The sequence below is a fragment of the Reyranella sp. CPCC 100927 genome (assembly GCF_007859315.1).
Taxonomy (GTDB): Bacteria; Pseudomonadota; Alphaproteobacteria; order Reyranellales; family Reyranellaceae; genus Vineibacter.
In genome coordinates this window covers 395,593-420,960 of record NZ_VOHA01000003.1, presented here as the reverse complement: position 1 = coordinate 420,960, position 25,368 = coordinate 395,593, and the positions used below count along the sequence as shown (strand labels likewise).

The 25,368-nt window shown below is 66.2% G+C and carries 25 protein-coding genes and 1 tRNA gene; 10 read left to right on the top strand and 16 right to left on the bottom strand.

The annotated features are described in order from the left end of the window. Positions 1-5: 5 nt before the first annotated feature. Together FQU96_RS11465 and FQU96_RS11460 are read right to left on the bottom strand one after the other, a co-directional pair. Complete coding sequence (locus FQU96_RS11465) at positions 6-1,088, bottom strand: LLM class flavin-dependent oxidoreductase (protein ID WP_146541243.1); 1,083 nt, start codon at positions 1,086-1,088, stop codon at positions 6-8. After that, the gene (locus FQU96_RS11460) at positions 1,085-2,725 is read right to left on the bottom strand and encodes a class I adenylate-forming enzyme family protein (RefSeq protein WP_146541241.1); all 1,641 of its coding nucleotides are present in this window, start codon (positions 2,723-2,725) and stop codon (positions 1,085-1,087) included. The genes FQU96_RS11465 and FQU96_RS11460 overlap by 4 nt, the downstream gene beginning before the upstream one ends. A gap of 205 nt (positions 2,726-2,930) precedes the next feature. Between FQU96_RS11460 and FQU96_RS11455 the strand changes: the two genes are divergently transcribed. The 8 genes from FQU96_RS11455 to FQU96_RS11425 all read left to right on the top strand — a co-directional run bounded on the left by FQU96_RS11455 (position 2,931) and on the right by FQU96_RS11425 (position 8,724). Further along, on the top strand, positions 2,931-3,782 hold the full coding sequence (locus tag FQU96_RS11455; RefSeq protein WP_178130455.1) for a sugar phosphate isomerase/epimerase: 852 nt from the start codon (positions 2,931-2,933) through the stop codon (positions 3,780-3,782). An 89-nt stretch (positions 3,783-3,871) separates the two neighbouring features. Then, the gene (locus tag FQU96_RS11450; RefSeq protein ID WP_146541237.1) at positions 3,872-4,453 is read left to right on the top strand and encodes a helix-turn-helix domain-containing protein; all 582 of its coding nucleotides are present in this window, start codon (positions 3,872-3,874) and stop codon (positions 4,451-4,453) included. 3 nt (positions 4,454-4,456) lie between these two features. Continuing rightward, positions 4,457-4,987, top strand: coding sequence for a GNAT family N-acetyltransferase (locus tag FQU96_RS11445; protein ID WP_146541235.1), 531 nt, complete (start codon positions 4,457-4,459; stop codon positions 4,985-4,987). A gap of 4 nt (positions 4,988-4,991) precedes the next feature. Beyond that, entirely contained in the window at positions 4,992-5,828 is an 837-nt protein-coding gene (locus tag FQU96_RS11440) for a hypothetical protein (protein WP_146541233.1), read from the top strand. Between the two features lie 158 nt (positions 5,829-5,986). Beyond that, positions 5,987-6,817: an AraC family transcriptional regulator gene (locus FQU96_RS11435; RefSeq protein ID WP_146541231.1), complete on the top strand. Its 831-nt coding sequence runs from the start codon at positions 5,987-5,989 to the stop codon at positions 6,815-6,817. Positions 6,818-6,911: 94 nt separating this feature from the next. Continuing rightward, positions 6,912-7,067, top strand: a complete 156-nt coding sequence (locus FQU96_RS42170; protein WP_178130454.1) for a hypothetical protein — start codon at positions 6,912-6,914, stop codon at positions 7,065-7,067. A 3-nt stretch (positions 7,068-7,070) separates the two neighbouring features. Further along, positions 7,071-7,925: an alpha/beta fold hydrolase gene (locus tag FQU96_RS11430; protein ID WP_146541229.1), complete on the top strand. Its 855-nt coding sequence runs from the start codon at positions 7,071-7,073 to the stop codon at positions 7,923-7,925. Between the two features lie 31 nt (positions 7,926-7,956). Continuing rightward, entirely contained in the window at positions 7,957-8,724 is a 768-nt protein-coding gene (locus tag FQU96_RS11425; RefSeq protein WP_146541227.1) for an isocitrate lyase/phosphoenolpyruvate mutase family protein, read from the top strand. A gap of 89 nt (positions 8,725-8,813) precedes the next feature. Here FQU96_RS11425 and FQU96_RS11420 read toward each other — a convergent pair. The 11 genes from FQU96_RS11420 to FQU96_RS11370 form a co-directional block, all read right to left on the bottom strand. Continuing rightward, positions 8,814-8,889: transfer RNA gene (locus tag FQU96_RS11420), tRNA-Glu, on the bottom strand. A gap of 78 nt (positions 8,890-8,967) precedes the next feature. Then, complete coding sequence (locus tag FQU96_RS11415) at positions 8,968-9,969, bottom strand: methyltransferase (RefSeq protein ID WP_146541225.1); 1,002 nt, start codon at positions 9,967-9,969, stop codon at positions 8,968-8,970. 15 nt (positions 9,970-9,984) lie between these two features. Then, positions 9,985-11,868 (bottom strand): bifunctional sugar phosphate isomerase/epimerase/4-hydroxyphenylpyruvate dioxygenase family protein, encoded by a 1,884-nt coding sequence (locus FQU96_RS11410; protein ID WP_146541223.1) that lies wholly within the window; start codon positions 11,866-11,868, stop codon positions 9,985-9,987. Between the two features lie 194 nt (positions 11,869-12,062). Next, entirely contained in the window at positions 12,063-12,947 is an 885-nt protein-coding gene (locus tag FQU96_RS11405) for a shikimate dehydrogenase (protein ID WP_146541221.1), read from the bottom strand. Further along, positions 12,944-13,690, bottom strand: a complete 747-nt coding sequence (locus FQU96_RS11400) for an ABC transporter ATP-binding protein (RefSeq protein WP_146541219.1) — start codon at positions 13,688-13,690, stop codon at positions 12,944-12,946. The genes FQU96_RS11405 and FQU96_RS11400 overlap by 4 nt, the downstream gene beginning before the upstream one ends. A gap of 4 nt (positions 13,691-13,694) precedes the next feature. Further along, the gene (locus tag FQU96_RS11395) at positions 13,695-14,438 is read right to left on the bottom strand and encodes an ABC transporter ATP-binding protein (protein WP_146541217.1); all 744 of its coding nucleotides are present in this window, start codon (positions 14,436-14,438) and stop codon (positions 13,695-13,697) included. After that, positions 14,435-15,451 carry a branched-chain amino acid ABC transporter permease gene (locus FQU96_RS11390; protein WP_146541215.1) on the bottom strand — a complete coding sequence of 339 codons (1,017 nt, stop codon included), beginning with the start codon at positions 15,449-15,451 and terminating at the stop codon, positions 14,435-14,437. The genes FQU96_RS11395 and FQU96_RS11390 overlap by 4 nt, the downstream gene beginning before the upstream one ends. After that, entirely contained in the window at positions 15,448-16,326 is an 879-nt protein-coding gene (locus FQU96_RS11385; RefSeq protein ID WP_146541214.1) for a branched-chain amino acid ABC transporter permease, read from the bottom strand. The genes FQU96_RS11390 and FQU96_RS11385 overlap by 4 nt, the downstream gene beginning before the upstream one ends. Positions 16,327-16,630: 304 nt before the next feature. After that, entirely contained in the window at positions 16,631-17,767 is a 1,137-nt protein-coding gene (locus FQU96_RS11380) for an ABC transporter substrate-binding protein (protein ID WP_146541213.1), read from the bottom strand. Positions 17,768-17,854: 87 nt separating this feature from the next. Next, positions 17,855-18,805, bottom strand: coding sequence for a LysR family transcriptional regulator (locus FQU96_RS11375; RefSeq protein ID WP_146541210.1), 951 nt, complete (start codon positions 18,803-18,805; stop codon positions 17,855-17,857). A gap of 107 nt (positions 18,806-18,912) precedes the next feature. After that, entirely contained in the window at positions 18,913-20,658 is a 1,746-nt protein-coding gene (locus FQU96_RS11370) for a DUF3987 domain-containing protein (protein ID WP_178130453.1), read from the bottom strand. A 167-nt stretch (positions 20,659-20,825) separates the two neighbouring features. On the opposite strand from FQU96_RS11370, the gene FQU96_RS11365 reads away from it, so the two are divergent. Further along, the gene (locus tag FQU96_RS11365; RefSeq protein ID WP_146541207.1) at positions 20,826-21,647 is read left to right on the top strand and encodes an LLM class flavin-dependent oxidoreductase; all 822 of its coding nucleotides are present in this window, start codon (positions 20,826-20,828) and stop codon (positions 21,645-21,647) included. A 412-nt stretch (positions 21,648-22,059) separates the two neighbouring features. On the opposite strand, the gene FQU96_RS11360 is transcribed toward FQU96_RS11365, so the two are convergent. The 3 genes from FQU96_RS11360 to FQU96_RS11350 all read right to left on the bottom strand — a co-directional run bounded on the left by FQU96_RS11360 (position 22,060) and on the right by FQU96_RS11350 (position 24,076). Then, positions 22,060-23,142 (bottom strand): low specificity L-threonine aldolase, encoded by a 1,083-nt coding sequence (locus tag FQU96_RS11360; RefSeq protein WP_146541205.1) that lies wholly within the window; start codon positions 23,140-23,142, stop codon positions 22,060-22,062. Positions 23,143-23,148: 6 nt separating this feature from the next. Further along, entirely contained in the window at positions 23,149-23,526 is a 378-nt protein-coding gene (locus tag FQU96_RS11355; protein WP_146541203.1) for a VOC family protein, read from the bottom strand. Between the two features lie 211 nt (positions 23,527-23,737). After that, positions 23,738-24,076, bottom strand: coding sequence for a hypothetical protein (locus FQU96_RS11350; protein WP_146541201.1), 339 nt, complete (start codon positions 24,074-24,076; stop codon positions 23,738-23,740). 49 nt (positions 24,077-24,125) lie between these two features. Between FQU96_RS11350 and FQU96_RS11345 the strand changes: the two genes are divergently transcribed. After that, a complete protein-coding gene (locus tag FQU96_RS11345; protein WP_146541199.1) occupies positions 24,126-25,199 on the top strand; it encodes an RluA family pseudouridine synthase in 1,074 nt (357 codons plus the stop codon). The last annotated feature ends 169 nt before the right edge of the window (positions 25,200-25,368 follow it).

Here is a 25,368-nt window from a genome sequence, read left to right as displayed (position 1 = left end):
AGCGGTCAATACCGGGCCATCACCTTTTCGGCGAAGTCCCGCAGATTGCGGCGGGCAGTCGCCATGGCCGGCAACAGCGTGATCTCGGTCAGTCCCATTGCCTCGCGCTCGCGCAGCATGGCGATGATCTCGTCGGGTGTCCCGACCAGGCCGCCGGTCGACCGAATCAAATCCTCGGTGATGAAACGCCGCTCTTCCGGCGGCAGGAAGGCGCAGTGCCCACGATGGACCTGCTGGTAGCGCTTGGCCGGCGGCGTTTCCATCTTCTCCGTGAAGTCGAGATATTCAGCCCACAGATCACGGCAACGCCCCGCGACGGTGCTGGTATCGCCGTTCATCTGGTAGAGCTCCCACCAGTAGTGCAGCGTGGCGGCCGCCATTGATCCGATCTCGTCGATCACCCGGTCCGACGTCATCTTCTCGCCGGGTTGCAGCACGCAGGCATAGCCCAGTGACGCGGTATGGAAGTCTGTCGGCAACGTCCGACCGACGGCGGTCGCACCCGACTGCATCACCTCCATGCTCTTCTGCAGGCGCGCCTTGGTCTGGTTGTGCGAACACACGCGGCCATCGCCGTAGGCGCCGGCGGCCTTCAGCGCCAGCGGACCATCGGCGGCGACATAGATCGGCACCGGCTGATCCACGTTGATGAAGCCGTCCTCGGGATGCAGGAACCGGATGTCGCTGTGCTGCTCGCCGAGCGGGTAGTCGACCTCCTCGCCGTGCAGCAGGGCGCGCAACACCCGCAGATAGTCACGAAAGGCGCCGGCCTTCATCGGATCCTTGCCCATCACGCGCATCGCGGTGTGGCCGGTGCCGATGCCCAGGAACGTGCGCCCCGGCGCCAGCTGGTTGATGGTCGCGATCGAATGCGCGGTCACCGGTGCCAACCGCGTCGGCGCGACCGAGACGCCGGTTCCCAGCCGGATACGCGACGTGTGCTCCGCCGCCAGCGCCAGCACGGCATAGGCATCGGAGTAGATCATCTGGGAATCGGCGGCCCAGGCGCAGTCGTATCCCATCTCCTCGAGTTCGACGAACAGCCGCCAGTCCGATATCCGCGGTACGATCGTGACACCGAATTTCATGCCTTTGTCTCCTTCGTTCCCAGGCGCTTCTTGGCATCCGCGCGCAGGTCGGCCTTTCGGATCTTGCCCGATTCGGTCATGGGGAAGCTGTCGATGAAGATGACGTGCCGCGGTACCTTGAAGCTCGCCACCTTGCCGCGGCAATGGTCGATGACCGCATCCGCCTCGAGATGAGCCCCCGGCGTGCAGGCGACATAGGCCACCGGCACTTCGCCCAGTCGCGCATCGGGCAGTCCGACGACAGCCACCTGGTGGACCATCGGGTGCTCCAGCAGGAGGCCCTCCGTTTCCATCGGATCGACGTTCTCGCCGCCGACCTTGAGCATGTCCTTGTAGCGGCCGAGAAAGCGGATATAGCCATCCGCAAGCCACATCGCGGCATCGCCGGTGCGCAGCCAGCCATCCTCGGCGAAGGTGGCAGCGGTCTCCGCCGGCTTCTTGTAGTACTCCCGCATCACGCTGAAGCCGCGGACCTGCAATTCGCCCGGCACGCCAATGCCGGCCGCAGTGCCCGTCTCGCTGTCCATCACGCGCACCTCGAATCCCAGGCCGGGATAGCCCGACGATTCGCAGCGGTGTGTCTCGTCATCGTCCAGCGCACACAGCGTGACGCCAAGCCATGTCTCGGTCATGCCGAAGCCGCTGAGGTTCTTGAGCGGCGCCAGCACCCTGGCGCCGCGGCGCACGACAGGCGTGGCGCTCAGCATGCCGGCTGCGAAGATGCCCGTGCGCAGGCTCGAGAGATCACGGGGGCGCGCCTCCTGCGCTTCGGTCAGTCCCTTCATATGCGCTTCGAAGCCGTGAATGATGCTGACGCGCTCGCGCTCGATCAGGTCGAGGCTCTCGTCGGGATCGAACGTGCGCGTGACGACATGTTTTGCCCCGGTGACCAGGGACATCCAGGCCGCTTCGGACAGGCCGAAGGCATGAAACAGCGGCAGGTAGTTCAGGATCACGTCGTTGTGCGTGATGGCCATCCGGTAGGCACGTTCCTCCACGTTGCGGATCAGCCTGTGGGTGTGCACGACACCCTTGGGAAAGCCGGTCGTGCCCGACGTATACATGATGAAGGCGGTCGCATCGGGATCGACCGCCTGGGCTCGTGCCGCGAGATCGTCAGCCGCAATCCGGGCGCCCGCATCCGCAAGGCTGGCCCAGTCTGCCGTGCCGGCATGCGGCCGCTCGCCGAGCAGGATGACGCGGCGCAACAACGGATAGGCGCCGTCCTCGACCCGATCGCCGCTCGTGGGCAGGGCCACCACCTCACGCACCAGATCGAGATAGTCGACGGGTCCTGACCGGTCGTGGGTGATCAGCACGCTGCTGTCGGATTGCTTGAGCACATACGCCAGGTCGCGGGAGCGGAACCGGGTATTGATCGGCACCAGCACGGCGCCGATCTTCAGGATACCGAAGGCGATGAAAATCCAGTCGTCGCTGTTGTTCAGCCAGAGCGCGACATGATCACCATGCCGGACGCCGGACGCCATCAATCGCTTCGCGGCATCATCGACACGGGTTGACAGGTCGCGGAACGTATAGCGGGCCTTGTCGAACACCAAGGCCTCCGCTTCCGGCAACCGCGCCGCGGCGTCTCGCGGCAAGTCGCCGAAGCGGCGTTTGGGATACCACTCCATTGCCCCGTGTCTCCTCCCGTCCCTGTGTCAGTTTCGCCTTATATGGACACCGAGTGTGGGACGATCGGGGGTCCGATATGGAGGCACCAACCTGCATGCAACGACTGCACGTAAAGCATGACTCGCCGGGTTCAGAGGATGCATGGCGTCGCTTCGACGCCGACCTTATAGTCGGTCGCTGCAAGGCCCGCCGCGAGGAAATCCCATGATCATGCCCCGCCTGCTGCTGTCGGTGATCGGCGACGAGATCGGGCCGACGCTGGACGAGATGCTGTCGTTCTGCGCCGAGAACGGCGTCTCGCGACTCGAAATGCGTACGGTCGAGGGGCGCAATCTGCTGGGCATGACGCTGGATGAGGTCGCCGCGATCGCCGCGCGCATCCACAAGGCGCGGATCACGGTGCCGACCTTCGTATCGCCCGTGCTGAAATGGCCGGCGCCGGGCAGGACGAGCACGGGCAAGGCCGATTTCGCCTTCGATCCTGCCAACTGCCCCGCCCCGGATCCGTTCCAGCATGCCTTCGACATCGCCCTGATGCTCGGCGCCACGCGCCTGCGGATCTTCAGCTGGCTTGCCTATGATGGCTTCACGCCGGCCGATCTGGCCGAGCCGCTCGCCGCTTTGTGCGCGCTTGCCGACACCTATGGCGTCGATCTGCAGATGGAAAACGAACCCGTCTGCAATGTCGCCACCATCGCCGACCTCGGTGCCGTGCTCGGCACGTTCGCACACCGCCGGCTGCGGCCGCTGGTCGACATCTGCAATGTATACACCCGGGGTGCCCCACCAGCGCCAAGCGACCTGCGTGCCGTGGCGCCGCGCACCGACCATCTCCACTTGAAGGATTACAGCATCGCGACCGGCAAGGTCGTGCCGATCGGCCAGGGTGATGTCGATTTCGCCGGCCTGTTGCCGATCCTGCTGGGCGACACCAAGTCCCGCGAGGTGCTGGCCTCGATCGAAACGCACGTGCCTGCTGACCCACGGAATGCAACACGGCGCAACGTTCACGCGGTACGGCACCTGGCGGAGCATATCGGCGCCGAGATCAAGTGAAGCGCGTCCAACCACGGTGTGGCGTGGCCGGATATTGACACGACATCCAATTTATTGGATTTTCCATCCATCATGATGGATGATCTTCCGTGAGCGCGCCCGATCTCAATCAGCAGATCGCGGCACGCGTGCGCCAGTTGCGCGCCGAGCGCGCCATGTCGCTGGACGCGTTGGCGGACCGCAGCGGCGTCAGCCGATCGATGATTTCGCTGATCGAGCGGGGCGAAACGAGTCCGACGGCTGTCCTGCTGGAGAAGCTGGCGGCGGCGCTGAACACCACCTTGGCGGGTTTGTTCCAGCCTGCCGCCAGCCCGGCCGAGCCGATCGCACGTCGATCGGACCAGGCCCTGTGGCGCGACCCGGCGTCCGGCTACGTCCGCCGCAACGTGTCGCCCAGCGGCTACCCGACTCCCATCCAGATCGTCGAGGTGACTTTCCCGCCGGGCGCGCACGTCGCCTACGAGACCGTGGCGCGCCAGACGCCACCGCATCACCAGGTCTGGGTGCTCGAGGGCAAGATCGACGTCACCGTGGGAGAGCAACGACATGCGCTGAGTGCCGGCGACTGCCTCGCTTTCGTTCTCGATCGCCCCACGGCGTACAGCAATCGAACCCGCAAACCGGCACGCTATGCCGTGGTGATGGTCGCGGGTGCTGACGGACCGAGATGACCCATGCACTCTCCCGACGACATGACTGTCAGCGTCCTGCCCGCTCTCGCAGATGCCGATATCGAGCAGTTGGCCGATATCCTGATCGACTGCGTTGCCGGCGGCGCGTCGGTCAGCTTCATGCATCCCCTGGCGCGCGACAAGGCCTGCGACTTCTGGCGCCAGATGCGTCCTGACATCGCCAGCGGCAACCGATTGCTGTTCGCCGCCCGCGATGCCGGCGGCTTGGTCGGCACCGTCCAGGTGATCTGCGCGCGCGCCGAGAACCAGCCGCACCGTGCCGACGTTTCCAAGATGCTGGTCCATCGCCGGGCCCGTGGGCGCGGCGTGGCCACGGCGCTGATGCGGGCAGCGGAGGCTGCGGCACGTGCCGCCGGCAGGACACTGCTGGTCCTCGACACCGCGACCGGCAGCGATGCCGAGCGGCTCTACGCGCGGCTGGGATGGACCCTGGCCGGTGTCGTTCCCGACTACGCCCTGTGGCCGCACGGTGGGCTCTGCGCCACCAGCGTCTATTATCGCCGGCTCGCCTGAGCCGATGGACTACGTCCACGTTGCCGCCGCACTCGCCAGCGCCGTGCTGCACGCCGGCTGGAATGCCGCCGTCAAGGCCGGATCGCAGCCCCGGGAACTCATGACGGCCCAGATGGTGATGAGCGCGGTGATCGTCCTGCCCGGCCTCCTGTGGACCGGATTGCCGGCGTCCGCATCATGGATCTGGATCGCCGGCTCGACGGCGCTGAACCTCGTGACCGTGACGGCCCTGCTGCGGGCCTACGAGCTGGCCGGCTTCGGTACTGTCTATCCCGTCGTGCGTGCGCTCTCGGTGATGCTGGTCGTGCCGCTGGCAGCGGGTTTGTCCGGCGAGACGTTGAGCGTCGCCGGACTGATCGGCGTCGGACTGGTGTCCACATCCCTGCTGGCGCTGGCGATCGGCAATACCGGACACAGCGCCGTACCGCGAGCCGCCCTGGGCTGGATCGCGATCGCCGGCGTGACGACGGCGGCCTATGTGATGTGCGATGCGCAAGGCGTGCGCCGCGCCGGCTCGCCATGGGCCTACGGATTTGCCGTGTCGATCACAAACGCCGCCGCGATGGCGTGGCGGCAAAACGTCGTTGCCTGGCCGTGGCGTGTCATCACAAGTCACGCCGTGACGGCAACGCCGATCGCGATCGCCGCCGTTGCGTCCTATCTGCTGATCCTGTGGGTATGGAGCGTCGCGGCGATCGCACCGGCCGCCGCGTTGCGTGACATGAGCGCGATCTTCGCCATTGTAATCGCCGTCGTCTGGCTGAAAGAACCACTCACGCGGCTGCGGTTGTTTGCCCTGCTGCTGGCGGCAAGCGCCATACCGTTGCTCCGCTTCGCCTGACGAACCAGGACGCTCACCTTCTAGCGATGGTCGCTCAGGCGACGTGGTCTGCATCGTCATGACCGTGTGATGAAACCGGGTTATGGTGGGTGAGTGTCCGACGCATGCGCCGAAAATCCACGGCGCGATGGTGCCGGAGCGATGCAACTGGTGACCACGTGTCTGAATTTGACGATCAATCCCTGCTGACCACGCCGAGCGTCGAAGTCCGCGACGTGTGCTGCCAGGGCCGTTGCCGCCACAAGACACCGGAGGAGTGTGCCAGCGTCACCCAGATGGTGTTTCCCTATCGCGGCGCCTATGTGCGTCACATGGGGCGCGACGACGCCGTGGCGGAGGCCAGTCAGGTCCTGTTCTTCAATGCCGGCGAAGGCTATCGCGTCAGCCACCCCATCGAGGGCGGTGACGCCAGCCTGGTGTTGGTCGTCGACGAGACGCTGCTGCGCGAGCTGGCACCCGAGAGCCTGTTGCGCGACGATGCGCCCCTCGCCTTCCGCCGGCAACGCCTGCGGATCGATTCGCGGACGCAGGTGCTGGTCGCCCTGCTGCGGCACAGCCTGCACCAGAACATCGCCGAGCCGCTGGAGGCGGAAAGCCTGGCGCTGACCCTGGCCCAACGGGCCCTGGGGCCACGCACCACGCATGCCGCCGCTGCCAGCACCGGGCGGCAACGGCTGGTCGACCGCGCCAAGCTGGTGCTGGCCAGCGACCTGGCGCGGCGCTGGACGCTGGCGGAGATTGCGGCCGAAGTGGGCGGCTCGCCGGTCTACCTCACGCAGGTCTTCCGCCAGGTCGAGGGCATGCCCCTCTACCGGTATCAGCTGCGGCTGCGCCTGGCGCGGGCACTGGACCTGCTCGCTCAGTATGACGACCTCACCGCACTCGGCCTGGAGCTCGGCTTCTCCAGCCACAGCCACTTCAGCGCGGCTTTCCGCGACGCCTATAGTCGCTCGCCCTCGTCTTTCAGGCAGTCGGCACTGCGCCGCTAGCCGCTCAAGTCGCTAAAGATTCTGACAGCGCCGCAACCCTTCGACATGGCCTAGTCGCCTCCCCACCCCGCAGGTGTTCATGGAGGGCGATGTCATGGCTGAGAGAACGTGTGCGGCTTGCGATTGCGAGCTCGATGCCAATGCGGTCACGGTCAAGATCGGCGGCAAGGCGGTCGAAGTGTGCTGCGATGCGTGTGCACGGAAGTTGAAGGAAGCACACGCCGGCACGACGACAGCTGGGGAGGGCTGAACCATGGCCACAGCCTCGCCCACGCGGCACAGTGTCCAGACAGCATCGGGCCGTATCGGCTACACCGAACAGGGCAGCGGACCGGTGGCTTTGTTCGTGCACGGCGTGCTGCTGAACGGCCATCTCTGGCGCCATCAATTGGCTCATCTGTCCGACCTGCGCCGCTGCATCGCCGTGGACCTGCTCACGCACGGCGACACCGAGAGCGCGCCCGGGCAGGACGTCTCGGTGACGGCGAACGCCACCATGCTCAAGGAATTTCTCGATACCCTGAACATCGACACGGTGGATCTCGTCGGCAACGACAGCGGCGGCGGCATCGCCCAGATCTTCGCCGCGTCGTACCCCGAGCGCGTCCGCAGCCTGACGCTGACCGATTGCGATACACAGGACAACTGGCCGCCCGAGGCGTTCAAACCCTTTCTGGAGATGGCCGCCGCTGGTGGCCTGCGGGGCACGCTTGAGGCGATGCTGGCGGACAAGAGCGTCTATCGCACGGCCCTGGCACCGGCCTATGAGCATCCGGACCGCCTGAGCGACGAGAGCATCGAGATCTACCTGCGGCCGCTGCTCCGCACCGAGCAGCGTACGCGCGACTTCCAGCGTTTCCTGGCCGCCTTCGACAATGCGCACACGCGCGCCATCGAAGCCCGACTCAAGACCCTCAGGGTGCCGACTCTCATCGTCTGGGGAACCGACGATGTGTATTTCGATGTGAAGTGGTCACGGTGGCTTGCCGACACGATCCCCGGGACCCGACGCCGGATCGAGTTCAAGGACGCCAGGCTCTTCTTCCCCGAGGAGCGCTGGGTGGATTTCAACAAGGAACTGCGGGCGCATTGGCTCGAAGCCCAGTGACGCCGCGCCGATCCATCCAGGGGTAAACATCATGAGCGACCAACGACGCAAGGCGGAGCAGTTTCGCATACTGCACGTCGCGGGCAGGCCACTGGTCCTTTTCAATGTCTGGGATGCCGGCAGCGCCAAAGCGGTCGCTGCCGGCGGCGCCCGGGCGCTCGCGACCGGCAGCTGGTCGGTCGCGCATGCGTTCGGTTTTGACGATGGCGAGCGGCTACCCCTCGCCTTGGCGATCGACAATCTACGCCGGATCGTGGGTGCCTCGGACCTGCCTGTGACCATCGATCTGGAAGCAGGTTATGGCGACTCGCCGGCGGCGGTCGGCGAATCCGTCCGCCTCGCGCTCGAGGCCGGCGCCGTCGGATGCAATCTCGAGGACAGCTTTCCCGCCGATGCGACGCTGCGCACGATCGATGAGCAAGCCGCGCGCATTCGACAGGCACGACAGGTCGCCGATGCCGCCGCCGTGCCGTTCTTCATCAATGCGCGGACCGACGTTTTCTTCCAGCAGCCGCCTGCCGAACACGACACGACAACGATCGCCACGGCGCTCGAACGGGCGCAAGCCTACGCACAGGCCGGTGCCGACGGCCTTTTCGCGCCCGGCCTCAGCAATCTTGCGCTGATCGCGCGCCTCGCCGAAGCATCGCCGCTACCGCTCAACATCATGGTCGACGACACAACGCCGCCGCTGCCGGCTCTGGCCGGCCATGGCGTCGCCCGCGTCAGCCACGGCCCTCGCCCCTATTTGCTGGCGATGAAAGCGCTGGAAGACGCCGCACGCGCCGCCCTATTTTAGCGCAGCATCGTGGCCTTCGTCGTATCTTTCGTACCACTCAGACACGAAAAAACCGCAGAAACTCGATGTTCTGCGGTGTTTTTGGCGACTGGCGCCCCCTAGGGGATTCGAACCCCTGTTTCAGCCGTGAGAGGGCCGCGTCCTGGGCCTCTAGACGAAGGGGGCGAGGCCTGACCGGCGGCTTGTAGTCCAATGTGCCCCCGGAAGCAACCCCTCACCGCCACCCACCCTCTCTGGCCAGTGTTACGGCTTGCGGCCGGTCACGCGGCTCAGGATGCCGGGGATGAAGTCGTTGACCGTCACGCCGACGAAGCCCGCGGTGGCGAAATAGCGCCGGACATCGGCCTCGCTGTGAGCCACGCCGGTGCTGCCGAACACCGCCTCGTTGAGGCCCCACAGGGCCGGGTTCAAGGGGCCGCTGCGGTCATCGTTGAGCATCTCGCCCACCAGGTGCATCTCGCCGCCCGGCACCAGGGCAGCGAAGGCCTTGCTGACCACGAGCTGGATGAGGTCCGGGCTGTATTGCGGCAGGTTGCTCGCCATCACCACGACGTCGACGCCGGACGGAAAATCGCTCTTGGTGAAGTCGCCCGCCACGGCCGAGACCCGGTCGGCCACGCCGTGCTGGGCGATATACTCGCGGGCCACGACCACGACCGGCGGCAGGTCGAGCACGATCGCTTCCAACTGCGGCCAGGTCTGGGCCGCCACGATGCTGTAGGCCCCCGACCCGCCGCCCAGGTCCAGGAGCTTGCGGCGGTTCGACAGGTCGACCTGGCGGCAGAAGCGGCGGCCGGCGCCCATGCCGATCGAGTTGGTGGCGGCGTGGTAGCGCCGCGCATCCTCGACCGTAAAGCCTTCGTAGTCGCCCAGCACTTTCTCGGCCGTCACCTTCAAGGCGTCCGACAGCTTGCCCCAGCGCTCCCAGCGCGGCTTGGTGAAGGTCATCCACGGACCCGCGTAGCGCGGCGAGCCTTTCACCAGGAAACGCTCGACATCCGGCGCATTGGCATAGGTCTCGCCGTTCTTGGTCAGCAGGGTCATCGCGGTCAGCGCCGTCAGCAGCCGTTCGGCATGGCGCGGCATGATGCCCATTGCTGCGGCCGCCTTGGGAATTGTCGCCTCGCCCCGCGAAATCACGGTGAAGGCGTCCAATTCGACCGCCGCCATCAATGCCGCACTCTGCTGATAGGCCAACGCCAGCGCCTGCAGCCGGGTGGTATCGAGTCGCTCCGCCTGGTTCATTCCCTGCCCTCTGCGTCACAGATGATGCGACTGTCGGACGAATCGTGTCTGTGCGGCAAGCCTGATCGGTGCGTTCGCGGCGCCAAAGCCGGTGTAGCCGCGCCGCTCGACGATCTCGAAGAAAAAGCGCTGCTCGGTGGCTTGGACATAGATCTGCAGGTATTCAGCGCCACCCTCGCGGTCGTAGAGCACGTTGTGCGCCTTCAACTGCGCGATCAGCGCCGGCGTCAGGTCGCTCTTGGCCTCCAGATCGTCGTAGTAGTTTTCCGGAATCGGCAACACGTCGACCCCGTTGGCCGCCAGCCGCGCCGCGGTCTGCAAGATGTCGTCCGTCGCAAAGGCGATGTGCTGCACGCCCGAACCGAACATCTCCGACAGGAAACGCGAGGACAACGTGCGATTGGACTGCGAGGCGTTGAGCACGATGCGGATCCCGCCATCGGCGGCCTGCACGACCCGGCTCTTGGTCAATCCGCCGGGATCGACGACGTCCTGCTCCGACGTCTTCGTGACATCGAGCAAGGACGTATAGAACAGCAGCCATGTCAGCATCTCCTCGTACTGCATCGACTGCGAGATGTGATCGACCCGCGTCAACCCGACGGCCGTATCGGGGCCTTCGTACGTGGGCACATCGAACTCGATGTCCCAGACCCTGGCGAGATCGGTCTTGTGATCGATGAAATAGAGAAGACTGCCGCCCAATCCGCGCACGGCCGGCACTTCGAGTTCGCCCGGCCCGACGGCCTGCTGAAACGGCGTGTCCAGCAGCCGGCGCGCGCGATCCAGCGTGGCTGCGGCGTCCTCGACGTTCAGCCCGATCGCACAAACGGCGGTGCCATGCACGATGTTGTAGGAATGGGCAAAGCCTTCCTTTTCGCTGTTGATCACCAGGTTGATGTCACCTTGGCGCCATCGTTCAACGGCCTTCGATTTGTGGATGCCGCGGCAGCGGAAGCCCAGCCCGGCCAGCATCTGCCGGAATGATGGTGCATCACCCTCATCGATCGCGAACTCGATGAACTCCGTGCCCTGGCAGCGCGCCCGTGGCGGCAACGGCGGCGCACTCTGGTCCATCACGCCGGTATGCGCCTGGAGCTGATCCATCAGATAGATCAGCGAGCGGTGACCGTCGACGGCCACGCTGCGCGCCGAACCGGCACGGAACTGGTCGTTGAAGATCTCCAATGACAGCAACGCGTCGTAACCGGTGGCCTGCAGCGCCGCCATGTAATCGAGCAGCGGCAGGTCGCCCTGGCCCGGAAAATTGCGGAAGTGCCGGCTCCAGGACAGATAGTCCATGTCGAGAACCGGCGCGTCGGCGACCTGGACCAGGAAGATGCGATCGCGCGGGATCGCCGCGATCGCGCCGAGGTCGGTTTTCCGGGCCAGGATATGGAACGTATCCAACACCAGGCCGATGGCCGGATGATCGGCGCGCCGCACGGCCTCCCAGGCATCGCGATAGTCGTTGATGTGCCGGCCCCAGGCGAGCGCCTCGAACCCGACGCGCAGCCCGCGCCGCGCCGCCCGCTCACCCAGCGCGCGCAGATCGGCGGCGGCCCGCTCGATGCCACCCAGGCTTTCGGGAGAGACGTTGGAGCACACCAGCAGCAGATCGCAGCCCAGCTCCTGCATCACGTCGAACTTGCGCTCGGCCCGCGCGAAGATCCGGTCGCGCCGGTCAGCCGGCATGCCCTCGAAGTCGCGGAACGGCTGGAACGTGACGGACCGCAACCCGAGTCCCGCGACCATGGCACGAACGTCGGCGGGCGTGCCGTCGAAGGACAGCAGATCGTTCTCGAAGATCTCGACGCCCTTGAAACGGGCCGCCGCGATGGCTTCCAGCTTCTCGTTGAGCGCGCCGCTAAGCGACACGGTCGCAATCGCTGTCTGCATCGTCTCGCCTCCAGGTTCTATGTCGTCCTGAGCGAAGCGAAGGACCTGTTGGACGCCCAGACGCGCACAGGCCGCGAAAACTGGCGCACCTACGCTATCGATGGGCCCGTGCGATTGGGCCGTCTAACAGGTCCTTCGCTTCGCTCAGGACGACAGGGACTGCGTTACAACGCCCTGTGCGTCAGGCCTTCACCTCACGCCATGGCGGCCAATGCGGCATCACGCCCGGCGCAGGCTTCGTCGAAGACGCGGCGCATGCGCCGGACATCGGGCACCAATCCGGTGAACAGCTGGAAGGCATCGGCAGCCTGGTGCACGCACATGGCACCGCCGGTCATGGCCCGGCATCCCTTGGCCCGTGCCCGGGCGACGAACTGCGTTTCGAGCGGCGTGTAGACGACGTCGGCGACCCACTGCTCGGATCGCACAAGCGCATCGTCGATCGGCATGCCCGCGTGCCCCAGCATGCCGATGGGAGTCGCATTGACGATGCCGGCGGCCGTCCTGGCAGCGGATTTCGGATCGGCGACGAAGGCACCGTGAGTGATACCCGACTTCACGATGAGATCGGCACAGAGCGCGGCGGCACGAGCCTGCTCCGTGTCGTAGATCATCAGGCGCTCGACACCGACATCCATCAGCGCAAAGGCGACCGCGCGGCCGGCGCCGCCGGCGCCCAGCAGCAGCACCGGTTTGCCGGCCGCCGCGTCACGCCCCAGTGTTTCCTCGAACGCGCGGCGGAAGCCCGAGCGGTCCGTGTTATGGCCAATCAGGCGACTGCTGGGATCGATGACCACGGTGTTGACGGCACCGACCTGCTGCGCCCCGGCCGAGACCTCGTCGAGCAGCGGGATGACAGCTTCCTTGAAAGGCTGCGTGATGTTCACGGCGGCGAAGCCCGCGGTGCGGGCAGCCGCCAACAGCGTTTCGAGCTGACGGCCCTTGAGCCGGTTGACGTCCATCAGGTGGTAGTGCCCGGCAATGCCGGCGGTGGCGAACGCATCCTCGTGCAGCACCGGCGACAGCGAGTTGGTGATGTTCGACCCGATCAGGCCGACCAGCATGCTCTTGCGCATCATGCCACCTGCTGCGCCGGCGCCAGGCCGCCGCCCAGGAACAGCTGGGCGATGCGGGGATCGTTCAGGATGTTGCCGGCAGTGTCCTCGATGCGGGTCTGGCCCTGTTCGAGGACCAGGCCGTAGTCCGACATTTCCAGGGCCTGCTTGGCGTTCTGTTCGATCAGCAGGATCGTGACACCCTTGTCGCGCAGGTCCTTGAGGATGGCGAACACCTCCTGGACCATCAGCGGCGACAGCCCGATCGAGGGCTCGTCGATCAGCATCAGCTTCGGGTCGAGCAGCAGGCCGCGCGCCACTTCCAGGAGCTTCTGCTGGCCACCCGACAAGGTCGACGCCTGGGCGCCCGCCTTCTCCCGCAGGATCGGAAAGCGCGTCATCATGGCATCGACGCGCTGGCCCAGGCGCGACTGGTCGGGCAGCGCCACGCCGCCCAGCTCCAGATTGTGGCGCACCGAGAGTTCCGGAAAGATGTTGCGGCCCTGCGGCACGTAGCACATGCCGGCATCCAGCATCTGCCGCGGCGTGCAGCGGCTCGTATCCTTGCCGTCGAAGATCACGCGGCCGGCGCGAACACCCAGCAGGCCGAAGACGGTCTTGAACATCGTCGACTTGCCGGCCCCGTTGGGACCGATCACCGTGGTGATGGCGGCGCGGCGGACCGCGGCCGTCGTGCCGTTCAGGATCGTCATCTTGCCGTAGCCGGCAATCACGCTGTCGAGCGTCAGGATGGCATCCACGGTCATGGCGTCAGTGTCCCAGATACGCTTCGATCACCAGAGGATCGCGACGCACGGCGTCAGGCGTTCCTTCCGCGATGATCTTGCCTTCGGCCAGCACGATGATGCGCGAGCACAGCGACATCACGAACTCCATGTTGTGCTCGATCACCACGAAGGTCGCCCGCGTCTCGCTGTTGATCGCCTGCAGCCTCTCCTTGAGGCTGGCCAGCATCGTCAGGTTGACGCCGCCGGCCGGCTCGTCGAGCAGCACCAGCCGCGGCCCGGCCATGAACGCCATCGCCGCATCGAGCAGCTTCTGCTGGCCATAGGACAGGCCGCCCGCACTCTCCTGAGCGAGGTGGCCGAGCCGAAAGAACGCGATCATGCGATCGGCGGCGGCACCGAGGCCGGCATCGCGGGCACCGAAGAGCCGGCCCAGGCGCGAGCCCTGGTGCTCCTGGCCGGCGAGGATCAGGTTCTCGCGCACCGTGAGCTGCGGAAAGACCTGCAGGAGCTGGAACGTGCGGCTGATGCCCAGCCGGTTGAGTTCCGACGGCCGCAGACCGGTGACGCTCTTGCCGTCGACGCGCACCTCGCCGCGCGTCGGCGTCAACTGGCCCAGGATGCAGTTGAACAGGGTCGATTTGCCGGATCCATTGGGGCCGATGATGCCCAGGATCTCGCCTTCATGGACGTCGAAGGACACACCCTGCACCGCGTGCACGCCCCCGAACGACTTGGCGACATCGCGCACTTCCAGGACCGCGGTCATGGCTTCGCCTCCCCGAGCAGGGATGCTTTCGGATCGGCCTGCGTCCGGCGCCGCGGCGCCAGCAGGCGCTCGACCAGGCCGAGAATGCCGGTCGGGCAGAACGCCATCATCGCCATGACCAGCGCCGCATAGATCAACAGGTAGAAGCCTTCGGCGAAGCGCAGCCATTCCGGCAGCAGCACGGCGACAGCGGCGCCGACGAATGGGCCAGCGAACCGGCCGACACCACCAACCACGACCATCAACATGAACAGCAGCGACGGGCCCAGCGCGAACGGATTGGGGTCGATGAACTCGACCAGCGGCGCGTACAGGCTCCCCGCCATGCCGCCGTACGCCGAGCCGATGGCGAACGCCAGCAGGGTATAGAGGCGCACATCGATGCCCAGGCTTTCGGCCCTGATGGGGTTCTCGCGCAGTGCCATGAAGGCCCGGCCCCAGGGCGAGCGCACGATCCACCACAGCACGAATGTCAGCGCTGCCGTGATGGCGAGCACGAACCAGTAGAAGTTGACGTGCCGGCGCAGCGAGATGCCGAACAGCGACGGTCGGCTGATGTCCGGCAGCCCCATCACGCCACCGGTCAGCCACTGCTCGTTGCGGAAGACGAGCCAGGCCAGCACCGAGAACGCCAGGGTGACGAACGCCAGATAGTGCTTGCGCACCCGCAGGGCCGGAAAGCCCAGCGCGATCCCGACGACAAAGGCGGCCGCGCCGGAGGCGGCGAAGGCCAGGCCGAACGGCAGCCCGGCTTTCACCATCAGGGCCGTGGTATAGGCGCCGATCCCCAGAAAGGCCGCCTGCGCCAGGGTCTCCAGACCGGCGTAGCCCACGATCAGGTTGACGCCCATGGCCGCGATGGCCGTCACCAGCCACAGCGTCATGATGTAGGTGCCGTAGCGCTTCAGCCCGGGATAGGGAATCCCGATGCCGGTCAGGTCGACGGGCGCCAGGACCAGCAGCAGCGCGACGACCGCCAGCGCAGGCCATGCCAGCTTGGCCGGGATCGTCATACCGCGCGCTCCTCTGCCCGGCCGAGAAGGCCTTGCGGACGGAAGAGGATGATCAGGACCAGCAGGATCAGCGGCACTGCCTGGCGATAGGACGTCGAGACATAGGCGGCGGCGAGGTTGTCGACGACGCCGATCAGCAGGCCACCGACAATCGCACCCCGGACCTGATTGAAACCGCCGACGATGGCGGCAACGAACGCCGCCAGCCCCAGGCTTTCGCCGTTGGAGAACTTCGCGAGGTAGATCGGCGAGATCAGAATGGACGCCATCGCCGCCAGGGCGGCGTTGATCAGGAACGTGTAGAGGATCATCCGCTCGACGGCGACGCCCAGGATGCGCGCGACGGTCGGATTCTGCGCCGTGGCCTGCATTTGCCGGCCGGTGCGGGTCGCACCCAGGAACCACTGCAAGGCAACGATGGTGCCGAACGCCACCACGAGCACGCCGATCTGCGCCAGTGACACCGATACGCCGGCCACGGACAAGGTGACGTCGGGGAACAACGTCGGGAACGGCTGAGCCTCGGCGCTGTAGACGTCCTTGGCGCCCTCTTTCAGCAACACGCTGAGCGCGATGGTCGAGATGACCAGCGGCAGCACGCCCTGCTTGATCAGCGGCTGGACCACCACGAGCTTGAACACGAGGCCCAGCAGCAGCACCGCCGTCGCGATGGCGACGATCACGGCCACTGCGAACGGCAGCCCGAACCACGTCATGGCGATCAGCGCAAAGAAGGCCGGCAGCATCACGAATTCGCCCTGGGCGAAGTTGATGGTCTGCGACGTCTGCCACAGCAAGGTGAAGCCGATGGCGGCCAGCGCATAGATCGCGCCGGTGGCAAGGCCCGCGATGATCAGTTGAAGGAAGTCAGCCATGTTGCGTCGTCCTTGAGTGCGCGACAGAGGCTGCGCATGGATAAAGCACCCGAGCGCTGCCCACGCTCCGCTGTTATCCCGAGCAACGCGAGGGATCTCGTACGCGGAATCACGCGTCCTGATACAGCTGTCATCCCGAGCGCAGCGAGGGATCTTCTGAAAGTGACACACGGGTGCGCCTGCATCGAAAGATCCCTCGCTGCGCTCGGGATGACGATCCTGAGTCACACTCTAGCGACAGTCGGTATTAGGCCAGTCGACTCACAAAGATCCCTCGCTACGCTCGGGATGCCAGTGGACGATTCTATTTCTTCAGCTTCGGCAGGGTCTGGGTGATGACCTGCTTGCCGTCCTTGACCTCACCCAGGAAGCTGATGCGGTCGATCTCGCCGGTGTCGTCCCAGCTCGCCTCGATCAGGATGCCCGGTGTCTTGTCCGGCGTGATGGTGAGCCCGCGCAGCGCCGCCGCGATCGGCTTGGCCTGCAGCTTGCCGGCCTTCTCCGCCGCGGCCTTGATCATGTAGGGCGCGATGTAGCCCTTCACGCCGTTGTGGTCGGGCTTGTAGTTGAACTTGGCCTGGAACTTGCGGCCAAACTCCTGAATGGCGGGGATCGGGGCATCAACCGTCAGGCCGACATGCCCGCGCACGCCGTTGGCGGCATCGCCGGCAAGATCGATCACCTTCTGCCCGAGCAAGGTGGTTTCGCCGATCAGCGGCTTGTTGAGGCCCTGCTTCTTGGCCTCGCGCAGAAACCGCGCGCTCTCCTCCTCGTTCAGGTAGACGAAGACGGCGTCTGCATTGGCGCCCTTGAGCTTGATCACATCGGCGGCGAAATCGGCCTGGCCGGCCTCGGTCGAGAGATCGGCGGCAACGGTGATGTTGCGCTCCTTGAACTCCTTGATGATCGCGTCGCGGCCGCCCTTGCCGAAGTCGTTGTTGACGTAGATGACGGCGACCGACTTTGCCTTGACCTCGTCGCGCAGATAGTTGGCGATCTTGGGCATCGACACGTTCTGGCCGAACGACGTGCGGAACAGGTATTTCGAACCCTGCGCCGTCAGGTTGGCCGCCTCGCCGCCGATGATCTGCGCGACCTCCGCATCGTTGGTCAGCTTCAATGTGGCGCTGACACTGCCGGAATAGATCGGACCGAAGATCGCGATCGGCTCCTCATCGAGCGCCCGTTGCACGGCGGCACGCGCCTTGCCGGGATCGCTCGCGGTATCGACGAATTCCAGGCGGATCTTCTTGCCGAGAATGCCGCCGGCCGCATTGATCTCGTCGACGGCCAGCGAGGACCCGTTCTTCCAGTTGGTACCCACCGTGGCGCCGGCGCCCGACAGCTCGATGATATTGGGGATCTTGATGGTGTCCTGGGCGACGGCCGGCGTCGCAAGCCCCAACGCAAAAATCAGCCCCAGCGCGTGAATACGGTTCATTGGCTTTTTCCTCCCATAGCAAAGGCACGGTGTCGCACGCCCAATGTAAAGGCAATGATCAAGTTTGGCGCCAGAGGTAACCTGAGGTTACTTTTTGGCCCGGGCGCGCGGCCGGGCTACAGGACTCCTGCGACGCTCGCGGCCAGCCGAGCGGAGCTGTTCCATCTCGCCGCGCAAGACATGGATGAACTGCTCGCAGTAGCTCGACAGCGTGGCGTCCTTGCGCATCGCGACGTAGGTCTGGAAATCGGTGTCTTCTTCGATGGCGAGCTGGCACAGCCGCGGCCAGTTGTCGCCGGCGATCGTGAACTCGTCGACGATCGCGATGCCCAGGCCGGTGGTCACCAGCGCGCAGACGGTGGAGCCGAAACGCGCCCGGATCGTGACGTTATAGTCGAGCGCATGGCGCGCGAAGATCGCGGTCATCACCCGGCCGTAGGGATCGTTGGGATCGATCCCGATCAGAGGATAACGCACGATCTCGCGCGCCGAGATCGTGGTCCGCCCGGCCAGCGGGTGCTGTTCCGGCACGATGCAACGCAGCCGTCCCGTGGCCAACGGCTCGAAGGCCAGCATCGGATGGTCGTAGCGATAGCTCATGGCCACGACCTCACCCTTGCCAAGCAGAAGGTAGTCGATCGCCTCCTCGATCTTGAGCACGTCGAAGTCGATCAGAAGGTTGGGAAAGCGCCGCCGCACGCCGGCAATCGCGCGCGGCACCATGACGTTGGCGATGCTGGGGACCGAGCCGATCTTGAGCGCCGAATCGGCGCCGCGGGCCAGGCGCTTGATGACGTACTGCAGGTCCTCGACCTTGTCGTAGACGCCATTGATCTGGGCAAAGATGTCGCGCGCCTCCGGCGTTGGCGCATAGCGGCCGTTGCGGCGGCTGAACAGCCGCATCCCCAGCACGCTTTCGGCATGCTTCATCACGCGGCTGATGCCCGGCGACGACACGTTGAGCAGGCGGGCCGCACTGCCGACAGTGCCCGTCACCATGATCGCGCGAATGACCTCGATCTGCCGAAGTGTGAGCATGCACCGCCGACACGGATGGGACGGGCTGACGGTAGAGCATGTTTCGAGGGAATGCGATTCACCCCTCTCCGCCCGCCACGCGGGGGGAGAGGGAGGGGCCCATCGCGTCAGCGATGGGAGGGTGAGGTGGGTGTTGAACCCGGCCTCGCTCTCACAACATCGATCGTCCATGTAGAAGCACCCACCTCACCCTCCCATGCCTTCGGCATGGGCCCCTCCCTCTCCCCCCACTGCGTGGGCGGAGAGGGGGAGTCGCCGTCAGCCCGCATCGCCGGCCGCGTGCGCTTGCTGAGCTGCGGCAGCCCACCAACGCCCGTCGTGGTACGGGTGACGATTTCGTTTGCGGGAATAGCGGAAATGACCGCGGGTGTATCTGGATCCTCCGGCACATCATCCGCGGCGACGGCAGGTGCGCGAGACTTGCTTGCGGAAATTGCGGGAATTGGAAGGGCGGCATCATCCGAAGCGGTCGCCCCGATATCACGCACGCTCCAGAGCGTGGGGTGGACCTGCCAGCACCGGCGGCGACGACCGCGGCCGCCTTCCGCCGGGGCCATCGGTTGCAGCCAGCCGCTGTCCACGAGATCCTCGATCAGCCGTTGAGTCTGGGCAGCATCCAGCGCCTGCGAGAGTGCCTCACGGCGGATGTTTTCGCGCGACACTTCGGATAGCCGGTGTACCGCCAGCCAGCGCAGCACCTGGCGCTGGCGGCTCTCGCGCTCACTGCCGGTGCCGGCGATGCGGAACGTCGCCTGCGCGTGCGGCCACAGGTAGTCGCGCCACAGCCGTGCCGCCGCATCGATGGCCCAGGCCGGTACCTGCGTCGGCTCGGCCACATCCCGCGGACCCGCCGCCCAGTCCAGCAATGTCAGTACGCCGGCCAGCCGCAGCACCTGGCTGGGCCCCTTGCCCCACCACGCCGCCGCTTTGCCCGCGAGATCGAGCATCGGCGCATGATGTGCACGGCGAAAGCCTTCGAAGGCCGCCAGCGCGTCATGCGCCAAGGGCAGATCGCGAATCTGCCAGCGCTGATCGCGAAGCCGCCGCAAGGCGGCGACCGCCTGGCGCGTCACGGTTTCATCTTCGTCCGACAGCGGCCGTGGGCGCGTCCCCGTTGCCGGGCGCACGAACAGGAAGCGTGCCAGCACGCCGCCGTCGTCGCGGGTCAAGGCCGGCACCAGCGCATCGGGATGCGTCGTGCCCAGGATCGAGAGCGAGGGGTAGTCAAGCTCGACCGTCTTGCCGCGCCAGCCCAGATCGAGGCTGCGCTGGCACCACGCGGAGAGCCAGAAGGCGTGCACGTTGCCGTCGCGCGTGCCGCGCGCCATGTGCGATAGCCAGCCGCCGTGCTCGTCGCGCACCAGCAGCACGCCCTGCGGCTCGGTCTCGTGCAGCACACCCAGCACGGCGTCGATGGTCGTGCCGTTGGTGAACAACGGCGCGGGCGTGGTCTGTCCCTGCGGATTGTGCGGCCCCTGCCGGCGTTGATGCCATAGCGTCCGCAGCAGACCGCAGGCCGCCTCCACGGCCGGTGTCTTGCCGCACGAGGGCGGCCCGACCAGCGCCGTCCACAGGATGCACGGCTCCCCCCACCCCGCGGCCGGCGTGACCCGGCGGTCCGAAACGAGGCTGCCCGCTGCCGTGAGCAGTGACAGGGCCACATAGTCGGTCGGCGCACCCGTATTTGCCGCGGCGGCCTCGGTCCATGCGCGCCAGAGGGATGGCAGCACGTCCAGCGGAAAGAGCGGCGGCGCGCCCACCTGCTCGTCAAGCAGGCTGAGGTCCGGTTTGGCCCACGGCTCGACGGGATCGGGTGCGGCTGAATCCGGAGTCTCGAGGATATGCGGGTTCATGACGCTCGCTCCTTTGGCGTCCGTCATAGACAAAGCTATATGTTCACGAATCAGATACAATATGTTAATGAACAAATCAAGAACAAAACACAGGACGACACCCATCGCCCTGGAACTGGAGTAGCCCTATCCCGCAGGGGAAACTGCCAAGCCCATCAGGAGCTGCCATGCGATTAGGGATCGTCGCCATTCCCACCGCCCATGAAGCTGGCGGACTTTTCGAGCGCGCCATCACCTTCGCGGCGCGCGCCGAAGCGCTGGGCTTCGCCGGGCTATGGACCACGGATGCCTTCGCCCGCGGCAGCGCCACGCTTGATCCGCTGGTCTTCCTCAGCGCGCTCTGCCAGGCGACGGAGCGCATCGAGCTGGGCACCTGCGTGTTGCAGGTCCCGTTACGCCATCCGGTCGAGCTGGCGCATCGCGCCCAGACCGTGAACCTGTTGTCGCGCGGGCGCTTCCGCTTCGGCGTCGGCAGTGGGTCGACCAAGCATGATTTCGACGCCGTGCAGGTCGACTATGAGCGCCGCTTCGCGGTGCTGCCGGAATATCTCGCCGTGATGCGCAAGGTCTGGGCGGGCGAGCCGGTCTACGGGCCCGCCCTTTCCGTTTGGCCGGGCACGGAAGGCGGCCCGCCGGTCTATCTCGGCGCCTGGCGCAGCCCTCGGTGGATCAACCTCGCGGCCAGGCACTGCGACGGCTGGATCGCGTCAGCGATATACGCATCGCTGGACGATCTGCCGATCGGCCTGGACATGTTTCGCAAGGCCGGCGGCCAGCGCACCCTTCTCGCCAACGTCTTCACCGATTTGCGTCCCGATCCGCCCGCCCATCCGCTGATCGCACGCGCCAAGACGACACTGGTCTGCCGCAAGGCCGAGGCTCGCGACCGCCTGCGCCGCATTGCCGACCTTGGGTTCGACGACGCCCTGCTGGTCGTGCCGTTCGGCGTACCGGAAATGCTGGATGAGGTCCGTGACCTGCTGCCCTAGAGCGGTTCATCGTTTGATGGAAACGGCAGGTCGGCCGCCTCTGTCATCCTGAGCGCAGCGAAGGATCTTGCGGTGCGTCGATCATCACAGCCGGGTTGGCGATAGGAAGAATTCACCACAGAGGCACAGAGGACACAGAGGAACACAGAGGAACACAGAGATGAAAGAGCTTGAGCGCCGTCGGCGCGCGGGAAATCTTCCTCTGTGCGTCTCTGTGTCCTCTGTGGTGAATCTTCTGCCGGTGCGTCAAACGCACGATGTCGGTGTTGGACGCACCGCAAGGTCCTTCGCTGCGCTCGGTCGACGGGCACCGACCTGCCGTTTCCATCAAGCGATGAACCGCTCTAAGCGTACAGGGTCGCCACTCGCGGGAGATCCCTCGCTACGCTCGGGATGACACTGGTCGTCGCCGTCAACCAGCATCGCCGGCCGCGATCGCCACGAAGCGTGCCACCTGCTCGGCCTGCGTCTCGAACGATGTGACGAGGCGGTAGGCATTCTCCCCCGGCCGATCGCTGGGCCAGGGATAGAACAGCGCCCCGGCATCGCGCAGGCGATCGGCGACGGCGTCCGGCAGCACCACGAAAAGCTCGTTGGCCTCGCGCTTGTAGAGCAGGCGCACGCTGTTGAGCCGCGACAAGCCCTGCTCCAGCCGCGCCGCCATGTCGTTGGCATGGCGCGCATTAGCCAGCCACAGGTCATGGTCGAGATAGGCATCGAGTTGCGCCGACAGCAGCCGCATCTTGGAGAACAGGTGCCCGCCGCGCTTGCGCCGGAATTCGAACTCGGCCGCCTTCGCGGGATCGAAGAACACCACGGCCTCGGCGCCCAAGGCACCGTTCTTCGTGGCGCCGAAGCTCAGCACGTCGACACCGGCCCGCCACGTGACTGCCGCCGGCGAGCAGCCCAGGTGGACCACCGCGTTAGCCAGGCGCGCGCCGTCCATATGCAGCGCCAGGCCGTTCGCCCAGGCAATCTCGGAGATCGCCTTCACCTCGTCGGGCGTATAGGTGGCGCCACACTCGGTCGACTGGGTAATCGAAATCGCGGCCGGTTGCGGGTGGTGCACCACCCCCTTGACGTCCTGCGCCAATGCCGCCGCCAGTACCTGCGGCTCGATCTTGCCGGCGGGCCCGTCGACCGGCACCAGCTTCGCGCCGCCGGTAAACAGCTCCGGCGCGCCCGCCTCGTCAACCTGGATGTGCGCCGCCGGATGGCAATGGACGACGCCCCAGGGCGGCGTCAGGCAGGACAGCGCCAGTGCGTTGGCGGCCGTACCGGTGGCGACCGGGAACGCCACCAGCGTATCGTGCTCGAAAAGCTGGCGCAGGCGCTGCACCACCCGCTCGGTCAGCGGATCATCGCCGTAGGACGTCAGCGGACCAGCGCGATAGGCGCGGACGAGCGCATCGAGGATCGCCGGATGGGCGCCGGCCGTATTGTCGCTGCGGAAATCCAGGGCGGTCGCGGCGGTGCTGTCGCTGGGGGCATCCATGGATGATCACTCTCCCGGTTCGCGGCACACCGCCTCGATCCTGTTGCCGTCGGGATCCAGGACGAAGGCGGCGTAATAGGTCGGGTTGTACTCGGGGCGCAGGCCGGGCGGCCCGTCGTCGCGACCGCCTTGTGCCAGGGCAGCCTCGTAAAAGGCACGCACAGCGGCGCGACTGGGTGCCCGGAACGCCCAATGACGATTGTCGGCGACCACGTTCTCGCTCCGGAAGACGGAGATATAGCCGCCGGCCGCGCCGCGTTCGCCATAGCCGATGCCGCGTTCGCTGCGATAGACGCGGGGATAGCCCAGGGCCGATAGCACCGCGTCGTAGAAGCGCTGAGCGCGATCGAGGTCGGCCGTGGTGATCGAGAGGTGATCCAGCATCAGAGGATTCGCATACGCCGTCTTGTCATCCTGAGCGAAGCGAAGGATCTCTTGAGCCGTCGAAAGGCACGGGCCCGGAAAACAGCGCAGCTGCGCAATCGCGTGGCCCGTGCGAACCGGCGGCCCAAAAGATCCTTCGCTTCGCTCAGGATGACAGAAACCGCGCCACAACGGCATATGCGATTGCCCTGGGTCGAGCACGGTGGCCCGGCTATTTCACGTCGGTGAACCGGATGGTGCCCAGGACGGCGCCGGTCGCCGCATCGATGATCAACCCCACCGACGCACCCTCGCGGGTGCGCACGTGGGCGACCAGCCGGTCGCCCATCGCCGTCAGGCTCTCGACCTTGGCGCCCTCGGGGATCCGGACATCGACCTGGCCGAATGGACGCAGCGCCGGTCCCGGCGTCATCACAGTGGGTTCCGGGACACCCGATTTCGTCGTAAACATGCGCCGTCCGATCTCGACCAGCACAATCGCGAAGCCGACGACGATCAACACACCCATCACGCCGACGATCCACGCCAACACACGCTGACCGCGCGACATTGGTTCCTGCTGCATTCCCTTACCGTTGCCCCCGCCCTTCATCGCTCCCATGCCGCGCCGCCCATCCCCGACCGACGTCGCCGATTTCGACGACGATGTCCTGCCGACGATGCCCGCCGATCCAACGACGGACGCACCGGCACCTGGCCTGTACGCCTTTACCGTGGACGGTGCCGACAGCGGCGACCGGCTCGACCGCCGCATCGCGGCCTGGCTGCCGGCCCTGTCGCGCACCCGCGGCAAGGCCTTGATCGAGGCCGGTTGCGTGAGCCGCCGCGCGCCCGACGCGACGCGCGCGACCATGGCGGACGCCTCCCACAAGGTCAAGGCGGCGGAGATCTACGAGATCACCGTGCCGGAAAGCGTCGCCGCGACACCGGTTCCCCAGGCGATTCCGCTCGAGATTCTGCATGAGGATGACGACCTGCTGGTGTTGAACAAGCCGGCCGGGCTGGTCGTGCATCCGGCGCCCGGCAACCCCGACCACACCCTGGTGAACGCCCTGCTGGCCCACTGCGGCGACAGCCTTTCCGGCATCGGCGGCGTACGGCGGCCGGGCATCGTGCATCGGCTCGACAAGGACACCAGCGGCGTGATGGTGGTGGCCAAGAACGACCGGGCGCACCAGTCGTTGGCCCGGCAGTTCGCCGCCCACAGCATCGACCGGGCCTATGTCGCCGCGGTCCACGGCGCGCCTTTGCCACGTGCCGGCCTGATCGAGGGCAATATCGGCCGCCACCCGCGGGATCGCCAGCGCATGGCCGTGGTGCCCCACGGGGGCAAGCCGGCGGCGACGCGGTATGCCGTGGCCGAAACGTTCGGACCCAACATCAAACCGGTCGCCAGCCTTGTCCGGTGTGAGCTGCTGACCGGCCGCACCCACCAGGTCCGGGTTCATCTCGCCCACCTTGGCCATGCGCTCCTGGGCGATCCGCTCTATGCCACCGGCCGGGCGGCCCGCGGCACCGCCCTCCCGGCCGCCGCGCGGGCCTTCGGCCGCCAGGCTCTCCACGCCCGGTACCTGGCCTTCAACCACCCCGCCAGCCACAAGCGTGTCTCCTTCGAGACAAGCTTTCCTCATGATATCAATGAATTAATTGTTATCCTCCGAGGCCTGCCCTGAACACATTTCCGACATGATTAGTCGGGTATCCTCCTTGTACTTCGCCGCAGCGCAGCATATCTGGCAGTCATAGAGTTGGAGTGCCAAAGCTGCGCGCGGAGCCATAGCGTAGCGTACGCGTTCCGATCGGTACGGGATGCCCTGGTGGGGATCCCGCACACACGGAGGG